The sequence below is a fragment of the Chitinimonas violaceus genome (genome assembly GCF_052601015.1).
Genome location: NZ_JBQXDJ010000004.1, coordinates 81,120 through 94,808, shown reverse-complemented (window position 1 = coordinate 94,808; position 13,689 = coordinate 81,120). Strand labels below are relative to the sequence as shown.

13 protein-coding genes are annotated in these 13,689 nt (G+C 54.0%); 8 read left to right on the top strand and 5 right to left on the bottom strand.

The features are described 5' to 3' along the window. The first annotated feature begins 5 nt into the window (after positions 1–5). Complete coding sequence (locus ACUHMQ_RS02615; protein ID WP_445293889.1) at positions 6–263, top strand: MoaD/ThiS family protein; 258 nt, start codon at positions 6–8, stop codon at positions 261–263. Positions 264–309: 46 nt separating this feature from the next. Here ACUHMQ_RS02615 and ACUHMQ_RS02610 read toward each other — a convergent pair whose 3' ends face one another. Next, a complete protein-coding gene (locus tag ACUHMQ_RS02610) occupies positions 310–738 on the bottom strand; it encodes a SirB2 family protein (RefSeq protein ID WP_445293888.1) in 429 nt (142 codons plus the stop codon). A gap of 61 nt (positions 739–799) precedes the next feature. Here ACUHMQ_RS02610 and ACUHMQ_RS02605 point away from each other — a divergent pair, with 61 nt between their 5' ends. After that, entirely contained in the window at positions 800–2,725 is a 1,926-nt protein-coding gene (locus tag ACUHMQ_RS02605) for a type IV pili methyl-accepting chemotaxis transducer N-terminal domain-containing protein (protein WP_445293887.1), read from the top strand. 21 nt (positions 2,726–2,746) lie between these two features. After that, positions 2,747–3,415, top strand: a complete 669-nt coding sequence (locus ACUHMQ_RS02600) for a response regulator (protein WP_445293886.1) — start codon at positions 2,747–2,749, stop codon at positions 3,413–3,415. 81 nt (positions 3,416–3,496) lie between these two features. Here the strand turns inward: ACUHMQ_RS02600 and ACUHMQ_RS02595 are convergent, their stop codons facing one another. The 3 genes from ACUHMQ_RS02595 to ACUHMQ_RS02585 form a co-directional block, all read right to left on the bottom strand. Next, positions 3,497–4,555 carry an IS701 family transposase gene (locus ACUHMQ_RS02595; protein WP_445293885.1) on the bottom strand — a complete coding sequence of 353 codons (1,059 nt, stop codon included), beginning with the start codon at positions 4,553–4,555 and terminating at the stop codon, positions 3,497–3,499. A 192-nt stretch (positions 4,556–4,747) separates the two neighbouring features. After that, a complete protein-coding gene (locus ACUHMQ_RS02590; RefSeq protein WP_445293884.1) occupies positions 4,748–5,680 on the bottom strand; it encodes a bacteriophage abortive infection AbiH family protein in 933 nt (310 codons plus the stop codon). A gap of 35 nt (positions 5,681–5,715) precedes the next feature. Further along, positions 5,716–6,336, bottom strand: a complete 621-nt coding sequence (locus ACUHMQ_RS02585) for a recombinase family protein (RefSeq protein ID WP_445293883.1) — start codon at positions 6,334–6,336, stop codon at positions 5,716–5,718. Positions 6,337–6,578: 242 nt separating this feature from the next. Here ACUHMQ_RS02585 and ACUHMQ_RS02580 point away from each other — a divergent pair, with 242 nt between their 5' ends. The 4 genes from ACUHMQ_RS02580 (at position 6,579) to ACUHMQ_RS02565 (ending at position 11,530) form a co-directional block, all read left to right on the top strand. Further along, the gene (locus tag ACUHMQ_RS02580) at positions 6,579–6,779 is read left to right on the top strand and encodes an antitoxin Xre/MbcA/ParS toxin-binding domain-containing protein (protein ID WP_445293882.1); all 201 of its coding nucleotides are present in this window, start codon (positions 6,579–6,581) and stop codon (positions 6,777–6,779) included. Positions 6,780–7,117: 338 nt separating this feature from the next. Continuing rightward, positions 7,118–9,682, top strand: coding sequence for a DNA mismatch repair protein MutS (gene mutS, locus ACUHMQ_RS02575; protein ID WP_445293881.1), 2,565 nt, complete (start codon positions 7,118–7,120; stop codon positions 9,680–9,682). A gap of 265 nt (positions 9,683–9,947) precedes the next feature. Next, positions 9,948–10,367 carry a hypothetical protein gene (locus ACUHMQ_RS02570; RefSeq protein ID WP_445293880.1) on the top strand — a complete coding sequence of 140 codons (420 nt, stop codon included), beginning with the start codon at positions 9,948–9,950 and terminating at the stop codon, positions 10,365–10,367. Positions 10,368–10,522: 155 nt separating this feature from the next. After that, entirely contained in the window at positions 10,523–11,530 is a 1,008-nt protein-coding gene (locus ACUHMQ_RS02565; protein WP_445293879.1) for a nucleoid-associated protein, read from the top strand. 163 nt (positions 11,531–11,693) lie between these two features. Here ACUHMQ_RS02565 and ACUHMQ_RS02560 read toward each other — a convergent pair whose 3' ends face one another. Next, a complete protein-coding gene (locus tag ACUHMQ_RS02560; RefSeq protein ID WP_445293878.1) occupies positions 11,694–12,590 on the bottom strand; it encodes a LysR substrate-binding domain-containing protein in 897 nt (298 codons plus the stop codon). 124 nt (positions 12,591–12,714) lie between these two features. Between ACUHMQ_RS02560 and htpX the strand changes: the two genes are divergently transcribed. Further along, the gene (gene htpX / locus ACUHMQ_RS02555; RefSeq protein WP_445293877.1) at positions 12,715–13,590 is read left to right on the top strand and encodes a protease HtpX; all 876 of its coding nucleotides are present in this window, start codon (positions 12,715–12,717) and stop codon (positions 13,588–13,590) included. Positions 13,591–13,689: the final 99 nt, after the last annotated feature.

Below are 13,689 nucleotides of genomic sequence, written 5' to 3'. Positions count from 1 at the left end.
ATTCAATGAATATTCAGGTACTGTATTTTGCCCGCTTGCGCGAAGTGTTCGGGCTAAGCATCGAGTCAGTGAATCTATCCGGTAGTGGCCTGACAGTAGCTGATTTACTGGCCGGCCTTCGTGGCCGTGGCGGCGTTTGGGCTGAGGAACTGGCGACTGATAAGGTATTTAGAGTGGCGGTAGATCAAAACATTGCCGACAGTGACACGCCAATACCTGACGGCGTGGAGGTGGCGATCTTTCCGCCTGTGACCGGTGGTTGAGGTCCCGAATGATTCCATATTCCATAAGAACTCATTAGCATTTGAATCAAACCTCTTGAAGACTAGTTCCGATGCTAGTGCCCAGCCAGGCACTACGTGTATGAGCAACGCCAAGGATATAGCCAACGCACAGCAGTGCAGCCACGAACCAGCAAGCGTGTTGCCTGCATGGCAAGACGCTACGCAAGGCTAGTTTGCCCAAGCCGATGTAGGCCAGCAGCGCCAATACTTTTGCAGTAAGCCAACTTTGCTGGATGGGGTACTGGCCGCTCCAGTACGCCAGGCTAATAGCGGCTAGTAATAATACGGTATCGTTGACGTGAGGCAGCCAACGCAAAGGCTTCCAGCGTCGCCAATCTTGCCCTGTTAAGGCAAGGCCACCTCGTAGGGTGAACATGGTAATGCTGAGTAGGGCGGCACCAATATGTAGGTGCCTCAAGGCAAGGTAGGTCACGATGGATTTACTCAGTACCATGAAGAAACTGGCTCAGGATAACGCGCCAGGCAACTACTGTGAAATGTACTAGGTCAAGACCATGCCAAATGCTCCATCTGCCATTGTGGCCGTTGAACAACCCTTGTTACGGGATAGCTTGTCGACTCGCATTATTGCCAGTGCCTTGACCGCGCTCGTGATCGTGTTAAGTATGATCGGCTGGACACTATGGCTCTCATGGCAGCTGGAGGGTGCCGGCGCTGCGATCAATGACACCGGCAGCCTGCGTATGCGGGCTAACAGGATTGGCATTGAACTGCTACAAGCCCTCCCTGAGCACGCCACAAAAGCGAGGTACGAGCTACAAGCACAGCTCGATACGATGGCTCGCCTGCAGCGCGGGGTACCTTCTCGCCCCCTCTTTTTGCCAAGTGATGCTGCCATTCGTAGCCAGATGCGATTGGTAGAGCAAACCTGGCTGGGACAAATGCAGCCAGCAGCTGAATTGGCATTGAGCGGCGGAGACAAGACGCGCTACCTAGAAGCGCTAGGCGTATTTGTGCACGAAGCTGATCAGCTAGTGCAGATGATAGAAACGGATAACGCTGACAAGACCACCTTATTGCGGCTCTCGCAAGCAGTACTTCTGGGGATAGGGTGTGTAGGTACTTTAGCGATGATTTATCTACTTTATCTTTGGATCATCTCGCCAGTGCTGCAGCTGCAGGATGGTTTGCGGCGCATGGCGGGGCACGAATTTGGCGTTCGGCTCCCGGTAGAAAGCAAGGATGAGTTCGGGGTGCTTGCGCAGGGTTTCAATCGGATGGCTGACGAGCTGGAAGGGCTATATCGTCAGCTGGAAGAGCGCGTACAGATTAAGACTGCGCAACTAGCTCACCAGAATCGAGAACTTGGCGCGCTATATGACATGGCGGCATTCCTAAACCAGCCCAACGAAATTGAGGCGCTGTGCCACGGATTTCTGCAGCGGGTTATGCAGCAGTTCAGAGCAGATGGCGGCAGCATCAGGGTGATCGATCCCCAAGGTGAAAAGCTGCATATTGTGGTATCTGAAGGTCTGTCCGAAGAGCTGGAAGATACCGAGCACTGCATGAAGGTTGATGCCTGCTTTTGCGGCACAGCAACCCAGCAAGGGGTAGTGGTGATACGCGACTTTCGTAAACTGCCAAAGCCAGAGGATTTCCATTGCGCCAAAGAAGGTTTCAAAGGCTTGGCGGTGTTTCGAGTTGTGACCGGGGATGATGTGTTGGGCTCGTTCTCACTCCATTACAGAGACACACACGAGGTCCCTGCCGCAGAGGCACAGCTGCTGGAAACACTGGGGCAACATCTAGGAGTGGCGCTGGATAATCGTCGCCTTAGCGCCAAGGCTCGCCAGCTAGCAGTGGCAGAAGAGCGCAATTTAGTTGCTCAAGGACTGCATGACAGCATTGCACAAGGGTTGAACTTCCTTAATCTGCAGGTTCAGATGCTTGATTCAGCTATGCATCGTGGTGATCTGGCAGAGGCACTTGAGATTGTGCCTTTGTTGCGTACCGGTGTAGATGAAAGCTATCAGGATGTGCGCGAGCTATTGGTGAATTTCCGCAGCAAGCTAGGGCAGGGGGAATTACTTGCCGCTGTAGAGGACACCGTTATCCGCTTCCGTCGCCAGTCTGGCATTGAGGTGATATTGCAGATCGACGAACGAGAAGGGGCACCACTGCCACCTGAGCAACAGCTGCAAGTGTTGTTCATTCTGCAAGAAGCATTGTCCAATGTTCGTAAGCACGCCCACGCCAGCAGGGTAGAGGTCAAAGTAAGCAATCATCGAGACTTTAAACTGTTGATCCAGGACAACGGCGAGGGTTACGAGCCGGCCGAAGTCGCCGAGCGCCATTTGGGCTTGCATATCATGCAAGAACGAGCTGTCCGCTTGCACGCTCAGCTAAAGCTCGATAGTCAGCCCGGTGCAGGCACTAGCGTCCAACTTACCTTGCCGCGCGCTGAACGACAGGCTGCGTAGAACGTCCATTTGGAACCCTTTATGACTATTCGTATTTTGCTGATTGATGACCACAGTTTATTTCGCTCTGGCGTGCGCCAACTTTTACAACGTGAGCCAGATATGGAGATTGTTGCGGAGGCAGCTGATGGCGTTGAGGGCATCAAACGGGCTAAAGAGCATCGGCCGGACGTAATCCTGCTGGATTTGAACATGCCGGGCTTGTCGGGCCTGGAGACCCTGCAGCTACTGGTGCAGGACTTGCCTAGCGCCGCTGTTATTATCCTCACCGTGTCGGAAGAAGCCGATGAGTTGGGTGTGGCGCTACGCGATGGCGCACGCGGCTACCTGATCAAGAATATCGAGGCTGAGGCGCTGACCGCTGCCATACGTCGCGCCCAAAAGGGGGAGCCGGTCATTGCAGACAGCATGACGGCGAAACTGGTCGCCCAATTTCGTGCACAACCGGTTACTAGTGCAACCACTGCGCCCCAACCGCCTGAGCGTGACCGGCTGACTGCCCGTGAGCGGGAAATTGTGCAATGCCTGACCCGCGGTGAGAGCAACAAGGAAATCGCCCGCCATCTGGATGTGGCGGAGAGCACGGTCAAGATCCACGTGCAGAACATACTCAAGAAGCTCAACCTGAGTAGTAGGGTGCAGGTAGCGGTGTATGCCGTCGAACATGGGTTGAGTGGCGAGCAAAACTGACTGGGTAATAACTCGATACAGGCTTGAGTTGAGGCCCAGCCGGTATGGCTTGATCTGGATCAAGTTGGTTAATTACTGATGTTACGCAGCCGCTCGCATCTCCAGCAGCTCGTCATAGGCCAGTTTGATGGCTTTGATGTAAAGCCTGGAGCGCAAGGCGAAGTGGTTGAGTTTGTGCGTCATCTTCAAGCACTCCAACTTGAAGACCGCGTACATCGACATGAACACGTGGTTTTGCTGGGTTCGTACCCGACGTGTCGGTGACTTCGCCAAACCCGCATTGGACTTCAGCGATTTATGGAACTCCTCTACCTTCCACCGTTTCTGATGGAGTTGGGCGACCTGCTCGCCGTCGCACGTCAGATCACTGCACACCAGATTCAACTCACCGCTGCTGCCGTCTTTGTTTGTAAAGACGCGCCGGACAATCAAGACTTCTTCATCGAAACCCTTGAGCCAGCCACGCACCGTCTGCTTATCCGATAACACCAATGAATCCACCCGCACGAAGCGGCCCTGCTGTCGGTCAGCGGCGCTGAGCGCCACCAGCCGGTTGTCTTTCAATGCCGCGACAAAGTGCTTGCGTCTGCCACGAATCAAATCAAAGTTCTCCTTCGCCGAAAACCAGCTATCCATCAACACATAGCGGAACTTGAGCTGGTTGTTGACGCAGAGGTTGAACATCTTCTGCAGCAGTTCGTTCTTGGTCACGTCGCTACTGCGCTTCTCCTGCCGAGTGACGATATCGCAGAAGTGGTTCGGTTTACGGATGATCTCAAAAGCCACCGGCACCGAAACGCCTTGGGCGTGATACAGCGCATTGAGGAGGTTGAGCCCCCTGACCATGCGACCCTGGCAGTGATCGAAATGCCAGCACATGATGTCGTTCTCGTCGGTCCAATGCTTCTCCTGAATGGTGTCGTCAAAGATCAGTACGGCGTCGTCAGTTTCGATCTGGCGGACGGTTTTCTTCACGGCCAGCCACAAGTCGCGGGCGGTGTAGTCGCGAGCAGACAGAAAGCGTGTCACAGCGTCGTGGCTGATGTCGCCGGATAACATGGCAGACAATCCCGTGGCGGTAGTCTGGCCAAAGCTGGTGATTAGGTAGTCCGTGTACAACTCAAGGTGCTGTTGGTTCATAGTTCATAGCATGCCGCATTGGGCGTGTTTGGGCTGCGTAACATCAGTTAATTATGCAAATGAATACGATTCTCAATAACATCTTATTGAGAAAGCCAGCATGCCTATCCCGCTGTCATTTTCAAAAGACGAGTGCACAAGATGTCAGAACGCAAATGCACTGGTCGTACTTGGAAGCTGTTTACGTTGTTCTTACTCTGCCGAAAAATTATCACTCCACTGATCAATGTCATTCATGCGCGCAAATGTTGCGAGAGATTCATCGACGTTAAGCTTGGCGAATTTATTCTGTGCTTCAGTTGGATCTTCGTGATAACTGATCTTCCAAGTCACGGTGGATTTATCGATTTTTTCGATGATCTCTGAGAGATATGGAAAATCCACCTCGGAAAGTGAATGGCCCATCACAAAAATTTGTCGTACCGACCGCAAGCTCCTAAAGAACGGTTGCTGATCCTCGATGATCTTGTTAGTTGGCTTGAAGGTTGAGGAGAAATAGCCATTGACAATCTGATAACCTTCCAAAATACGCGTGTCTGCTTCTTCTGGATCAATACCATGGCCGGGTAGTTCGTGCGGTTTAGGTATCCAGCCGTGACCAAGAATGAGCTTATTAGTTGGATTGCTCGCATTTCCGTGTATGTGGAGAATCTGCTGGTCAGGAATGCGGTAGGTTTGTTGCAGGGTCTGCGTATAGTTGAAATTGAGGTAGCAAGCATGCGGACTAAGTGGTAGCAAATCTCCGTTGAAGTGTTCAACTTCCGGGATGGGGAGTTGCTGAATCCAGTCGGCAAAATGATTTCGCATTGTTCCGCTAATCGCGGTTACTACACGATCCAATTCGTACTGGTAGTCATGATGCCCTGAGTCGCTCCAGTCTTCTGCGCCATATGGCATGAGATACGTCATGGCACCATCAATGGCAGTGTCTGCATCGAAGTTTGCTAGGTTCTCTTCAAACTGCCACCAAAACTTATCATCGACACCGAAGTAATTTTCGATCTCTCTGTAAGTGTTAGAGTCAACGGTTTTTAAGTAACCGCCAAAATCACTGTAATTAGAAGGAATATTATGGTGGCGATCAAAACCATTGCCGATGATGTATAGGGTTTGTGATAATTTCATTTGCTTGCTCCGCTCCGATATTTAAATCTGGAAAGTTACATTCGGGTTCGTTCAAGTAATTTCACGCCATCAGAGCGTAGCTCGCCTTTCGGGGAGATATGTCGATACAGGGTCTGCCGTGTAATGCCAAGTTCCTGGCAAAGATCGCTGACCTTGGTTTCTGGTTGCCCCATTGCCGCCATCGCCAGTCGCAGTTTGGCGGCGGTCATCTTGAATGGCCGGCCGCCCTTCCTGCCGCGTGCGCGCGCAGAAGCCAAGCCTGCGACGGTGCGCTCTGTAATCAACTCACGCTCGAACTCGGCCAGCGCGGCGAAGATGCTAAAGACCAGCTTACCGGCGGCGGTCGTGGTGTCGATGGCTACCCCGTGGCCGGTCAGTACTTTCAGGCCGATGCCACGCCCGGTCAGGTCATGCACGGTGTTGATCAAATGCCGCAAATCGCGCCCGAGTCGGTCCAGCTTCCACACAACCAGCGTGTCGCCGGCCCGTAGCGCCTTCAGGCAGCTCGTCAAGCCGGGGCGGTCCTCACGCTTGCCGGACGCATGGTCCTCGTAGAGATGTGCCGGATTGATCCCGGCAGCGATCAGCGCATCGCGCTGCAGGTCGGTGGCTTGGGAGCCGTCCGCCTTAGATACCCGCATGTAGCCAACCAGCATGTCGCACCTGTCACATATACGTTCGATTACGTGACAGTATGGATCTGAACTGGTGGGACATCAATATATGTCACTTAACCCGTCATTTTTTCTAAGACTTGCAAATGGTTAGCCAGCCACCTAATGTGACAAAATTCGGAGGGTATCTGGTTCGTTTTGACCCTCGTCCCGAGTCGCTCCCGGCATAGCGCACGCGTTACGTTGCTCTGACCGAACTAGCTTGCGACAGCAAGGAGACTGATATGAGTATCCAGGTCAAGAACGTCGCTGACCTTGAAGCCTATGCCGTGAAGGTTTTTGGTGATTCCGAGCGAGCCAGGCAATGGTTACAGAGCCCGCATCGGCTGCTTGATGGTTCGCCAGCACATTGCGCAATCCAACCGGATGGGTTGGAAAAGGTTGTGGCTATTCTGGTGAAGATTGAACATGGTCTGCCGGTCTAGCGTCTTAGCCAGGCAGAAATGAGATGGCCCCGATCACTCGGGGCCAATTCGAACCTAGCGTCGTTCACCAGTATGTGCTGGGAGAGGACATAGCCTAGGGCTGCGATAGAGAGTCTACCAAACTGGCGAGCCGGTAGGCAGATTGTTCGACCAACTCACTCTCTCAGCCGCTAGGACACAACCCAATGTCAGCATCCAGCGCAGCGGTAGTGCTAGTAATGCTCGATGTGGGCGGGTACTAGCGATCCTCATAAGGTGCATCTGAGGCAAAATGGCGCCTTATAATCGCAAGCCCGGCCAGTTTGGCTGGGCTTTTTCATTTTCCTGCGCCAATTCCTATGACGACACCCACCCATACCCCGATGATGCAGCAATTTCTGGCGCTGAAGGCCCAGCATCCAGACAAACTGCTTATTTATCGGATGGGTGATTTCTACGAGCTGTTTTTCGATGACGCGGTCAAGGCAGCACGCTTGCTTGACATCACCTTGACCAGCCGTGGCCAGACTGCGGGCGTGCCAATCAAGATGGCAGGCATTCCCTATCATGCTGCCGAGGGATATCTCGCCAAGCTGGTGAAGCTTGGTGAGTCCGTGGCGATTGCCGAGCAGATCGGTGATCCTGCTACCAGCAAGGGCCCGGTGGAGCGGCGAGTAGTACGCATTCTTACCCCAGGTACCTTGACTGATGCTGCACTGCTGGATGACAAGCGCGAAAATCTGTTGCTGGCTGTGAACGCGATGAAGGGCCGGTTGGGGTTGGCGTGGTTGTCGTTGGCGTCGGGTGAATTCCGTCTGCTCGAAACAGCGCCGGAAGCTTTGGCGAGTGAGCTGGAGCGCCTGAAGCCTGCTGAAGTGTTGCTGCCAGAGGACTTGGCACTCGAATTCCCCGCTGCGGCAGGGTATTCGGTCAAGCGAATCGCCAGCTGGCAGTTCGATGTGGAAACAGCCGCACGTAACCTCGCCCGGCAATTTCAGACGCAAGACTTGAGCGGCTTCGGCGTGGACGAGCCGGGTGTGGCCGTCGGCACGGCAGGTGCATTGCTCGAATATGCCCGGCAGACGCAATGCGGGGCGTTGCCGCATGTAAATACCCTGGCGGTAGAGCAGGCTGGCCAGTACTTGACGCTGGATGCGGCTACCCGGCGCAATCTGGAGCTGACTGAAACAATACGCGGTGAAGCGTCGCCAACCTTGTTTTCGCTCCTGGATACCTGTGCGACAGCCATGGGCAGCCGCTTGCTACGGCATTGGTTGCATCACCCGTTGCGCAACCAGACCAAAGTGGCGCGCCGGCGCGATGCGGTTGCGGCATTGACAGAAATGCAGTCGCTGGATAGCTTGCGTGAACAGCTGGCGAACATCCACGACATCGAGCGTATCGCTGCCCGGGTCGCCTTGCGCTCAGCTCGTCCGCGCGATCTATCGGCTTTGCGTGACAGCTTGCGCACTTTGCCTACCTTGCTGCCGCTGATGCCTGCCAATGCATTGCTCGAAGAGATTGGCCGTCAGCTGACGCCCCCGGAGTCGGTGGTGGATTTGCTCATCCGAGCGGTGATGGATGAACCCTCGGTGGTGATTCGCGATGGTGGGGTGATCCGAGACGGCTTTCATGCAGAGCTTGATGAGCTGCGCGCTATTCAGACCAATCATGGCGATTTCCTGTTGGCGCTGGAGGTGCGAGAACGTGAGCGCACCGGTATTCCCAACCTGAAGGTGGAATACAACCGGGTACATGGTTTCTATATCGAGATCACCAACTCGCATGGCGACAAGATCCCGGACGATTACCGCCGTCGGCAGACGTTGAAGAATGCGGAACGCTACATCACACCTGAACTCAAGACGTTTGAAGACAAAGCGCTGTCGGCGCAGGAGCGGTCGCTGGCATTGGAGAAGTCCTTGTATGAAGGATTGCTCGATATGCTGGTGCCTGCTGTCATCAACCTGCAATTGGTGGCGCAGGCCGTGGCGGGGTTGGATGTATTGTGCTGCTTGGCAGACCGGGCTGTTACGCTTGATTGGGTGGCACCAGGTTTTCGCGATGACACGGTACTGAGCATTACTGCTGGCCGGCACCCGGTGGTGGAGCAGCAGTTGCGCGATGCCTCAGGCGAAGCCTTCATCGCGAACGATTTGCGGTTCGATGCCGGCCGCAAACTGCTATTGATCACCGGCCCGAATATGGGTGGTAAGTCGACCTATATGCGGCAGGCCGCGTTGATTGTGCTGCTGGCGCAGATAGGCAGCTTTGTGCCAGCCAAGGAGGCTGTCATCGGCCGGCTTGATCGTATCTTCACCCGTATCGGGGCAAGCGACGATTTGGCGGGTGGTCGTTCGACCTTTATGGTTGAAATGACTGAGACGGCCAATATCCTTAACAACGCAGGCGAGCACGCCCTGGTGTTGATGGATGAGGTGGGGCGCGGTACCTCCACGTTTGATGGCCTGGCTCTGGCTTGGGCGATTGCCCGTGCGCTGATTGAGAAAAACCGCAGCTACACGCTATTTGCTACCCATTACTTTGAGTTGACGCGACTGGCGGTTGATTACCAACAGGTTGCCAATGTGCATCTCGATGCCGTTGAGCACAAAGACAAGATCGTCTTTTTGCATAGTGTTGAGGAGGGGCCGGCCAGCCAGAGTTATGGTTTACAGGTGGCGCAGCTGGCGGGTGTGCCCAGGGATACGATACGTCAGGCCAAGCGTTATCTGACTGAGCTGGAAAACCAGCGGGCTGGCCAATCCGGGCAGGGAGATCTGTTTGCAGTGCCCGCAGTGGAAGCTGCCGAGCCGGAACCCCATCCGTTACTTGAGCGGTTGTTGGCCGTTGACCCGGATAGTTTGACGCCGCGGTCTGCTTTGGAACTTATTTATGAACTAAATCGACTAGCCAAGGACTAAGCATCTCGCCGCGCTCTATTTAGTGAACCTATTCATGAGTTTGTGCTGCTGTGAACGGGCTCGAAGAAAGCGGTTTGCTTACAGGCGGTCTGTGCAGCTGTTACTACGATTCATGCGCTGTTTGCGACTGTTTGTAAGTTGGCGCCAAGCGCCATCGAAAAATTCAATTGGAGCCCGTTCTCAATCCCGCTATAACAGTAGAGAATGATGAACGGGGTTGGTGTGAGTCTTGCGCCGACAAATTCTTACTTCAGGAGCAAAGCGAATGGATGCAGTGAAGGACAGTCGGCTGGATGAAGGCCTGGCTCGTATTTTCGGCATTGCACCGGATAAGGCTGGCGTACATCTGGATGCGATCCGCACAAAGGCTGCTGTCAGCCTGGCGGCTTATGGCAAGTTGCTTGCCGAGCTGTTTGCCCGGCAGAAGTTACCTGTGCCGCCACCGGTTCAATTGCAATGGTGGGGTGAAGGCAGCCGTATCAAGGTTGTGGGCAACCATCCGGACAAGCTGCGCATTGAAGTATTGCTCAATGGCGATGGCGATCTGGTAGAGGAGTTCAAAGAGCTGGAATTGCTGCATGAAATTGTGCGCAATGCTGAGCAGATGGGGCAGCTTACAAGTCCAAACCAGCACTTCAACCTTGGCATTACCAGTACAGGCCCATTGGCGTTTTATACAGAGTAGTGGTTTGGGCGGTAAACCTAGACGATGTGCAAAAAACAAAGCCGGCTTATGCCGGTTTTGTTTTTATATCAAGCAAGGTAATGCGTGCAAAGTCCCACGCATTCGCTGTCTGATGGGAAAATGCGTCCCCTATTTTCGTTTGCTTGATCACTGCTATGACCGCGCCGCTCAATACCATACGTAATCTTGTTATTCATCACTTACAAAAAGATGCGCATGGCCCCGCAACGATTGCGTTGCGTGCCGGCCAACTGCCGATCACGGCAAGTGCTCAACGGCTGGTTGATAAGCTTTGCAAGCAGTACGGCGAAAGAGTTGGCAAGGGTTATGGCCGGTTTGAGGAAGACGAAGACAATTTTCCCATGCCGCGGTTTGTGCGCCAGCATGTCGTGGAGGAGGCCATCGACTTTATTACCCTGGCGCAGTTGATGATGCAGCATTTGCTGACCAGGGTAGAGCAGGAACAGTTGGCTAATGGCGGACATGTGTTGATAGCAAGGGTGGACAATGGGGCCGCCGATTTTCTGTTGGTTGCTATCATCTCTGAGGCAGTAGGCACCTCTATGACCGAAGACCTCGATATCATCGAAACAATTCATCTTGATCTGACCAATCTACGCGTTGCGGGCCGCATTGATCTGGATGCTTGGCGACGTGGTGCTGAACGTTACATCAGCTTCTTAAAGGGTAGGGGAGAGGTTGCCAATTACTTCAAATTGTTCCTGGGTTGTAACGATGTTGTGGTAGCCCTGCGCGAAACCCAGAAGCTTGTGCAAGGGCTGGCGCAATTTGCAGAAAGCCAAGCGCTACCACCCACTCAGCGCGATCAGCTTTTTGAACGCGCACATGTGTTTCTGGATGAGTTGGGCGACGAGGGGTTACCACTGAGCCTGGACCAGATTGCCAATAAGGCTTGGCCTGATGCGCCAGAGCGTTTGCAAAACCAACTCGCCGATCAGGACTTGGCATTGTCGAGTGGTTTTATCCCCGATAAACGCGCCATTAAACCCCTGGTGCGCTTCAAGGCTAACGCCCCGCAATGGAAGCTGGAATTCGACCGCAGCAGTTTACGGTCCGGCGCGGTGATTTACGACAAGCACAGCGATACGCTGGTGTTGTCGAATATTCCGGAGCATTTGCGGCAGGCGCTGTTAAGTTCCTGAGAATCTGTTCAAAGTCTGCTGCGCATCAGCAATCCGGCGTTGAAAACACCCTCGGAATGCTCATTTACCATGAGTAAACTCCGCTTCCTCGAGTGTTTTCGCCTTATCTCGCTCTAGCTCGCGAAATTTTGAACAGGTTCTTGCAGTGAGGTTATAAACCGATTCAAAGCGATGCAGACTGCAAAAGCCGGGCGACATGCAGGTTGGGCAGGCGGGAAGGTAGGCTGATGGCGTAATAGCCCTCGCTGACATCGCTAAGCTCAATGACCAGCTCGGTATCGTATTGGCGTGACAGCATCTCAGTCAGCACTGTTGCGGCGGGAAAGTAACCTGCGCCGTTTCCACCGAATGTAGTCAGGAGCGCGCTATCGTCAAATTCTCCGACAACGTTGGGTCTGAGGCCTTCGGCTTCCATCCAGGCATCAAGTCGTGCGCGCATGCTGGTTCGTTTGCTGGGCAACAGCATGGGTGCATGGCTGAATTCGGCAATGCTGCGCGCTGCCCCAGGTTTGGCCAGCAAACTTCTGGCAGCGTAAATACCAATAGGGCAGGTAGCTAGCCGGCGTGCTACCAGACGGCGTTGCTGAGCTTGGCCCAGGTCGCGGTCGGACAGCACAATATCGAGCTTGTGGCGCGAGAGGGCAGACGTGAGTTCGTCAAACTCGCCTTCATGGCAGACCAAGCGTAACTGTGGGGCAGCTTCCACTACTGGGGCTAGCAATTGATAGGCGACGAGTTTGGGCACCGAGTCAGCAATGCCGACGGTAAGCCGGCTGGCTTGACCTAATGCAGGTTCATCAAGCGCTTCGCGCAATCGTTCGCCCAGCAGGAAGATTTCATCTGCATAGCGCAACGCTTCACGGCCCGCCTCGGTCAGTTCAAGGCGACGGCCAACCTGATTGAATAGTGTACGTCCGATATCACGTTCCAGCTTGCTCAATTGCCCGCTGATGGTTTGTGGGCTGACTCCCAGACGTTCCGCCGCGCGCGCCACGCCGCCTTCTTTAGCTACCGTCCAGAAGTAGTGGAGGTGCTTATAGTTCAATTCCGGCTTGCTCATATTATTAAACCAATCGAAAAAACCGAAGACTAAGTAAGAATATACTCGATTCTTTCGTGGCTGAATGGGTCGTACACTTCGCCAGTCTAGATTTAATGGGCGTAAGCCCCCAAGGAGACTTCCCATGAAACGCATGTTGTTATTTCTTGCCACAAATATTGCGGTGATGCTGGTGCTGTCTGTCAGCGCCCGCTTGCTGGGGGTAGACCGCTACCTGACTGCCAATGGTATGAACTTTGGTATGTTGTTGGCGTTTTCTGCCCTGATTGGTTTTGGTGGCTCGTTCATTTCGCTGATGATGTCCAAGATGATGGCGAAATGGAGTACTGGGGCACATGTTATCGAACAACCGCGTAATGACGATGAAGCCTGGTTGGTCAGTACAGTGAAAACGCTTTCCGAACGTGCGGGCCTGCCTATGCCTGAGGTGGCGATTTACGAAGGTGCGCCAAACGCGTTTGCGACCGGCCCGAGTAAATCCAACTCGCTGGTGGCTGTGTCGACAGGGCTCTTGCAAACCATGCGCCGGCGTGAGGTCGAGGCAGTGCTTGCTCATGAGGTTGCCCATATCGCCAATGGTGATATGGTGACCCTGACCTTGATCCAGGGGGTAGTGAACACCTTTGTCGTCTTCCTCTCACGTGTAGCGGGCTATCTGGTCGACAGTTTCCTGCGTCGTAATGATGAGGAAAGTAGTGGCCCTGGTATCGGCTACATGATTGCAAGCTTCGTGTTCGAGATCCTCTTCGGCATTCTGGCGAGCATCGTGGTCATGTATTTCTCGCGTCAGCGTGAATACCGGGCTGATGCAGGTGCTGCACACTTGTTGGGCAGCAAAGCGCCGATGATCGATGCCCTGCAGGTGTTGGGTGGCCGTGAGGCGGGCGATTTGCCGAAGAATATGGCAGCGTCGGGTATCAATGGTCGTGGCTTGAGCAGCCTGTTCAGTAGCCACCCACCTATTGAGTCTCGTATCGAAGCGCTTAAACAGTTGGCTTAGAACCTATTCACGATCTGCCGTAGTGTGAGGTAGAGCCTATATAGATTAGCGGCAGTATCGAGAACAGGGCAATAAAGCACGATGTGGTTGGGAGAGAGC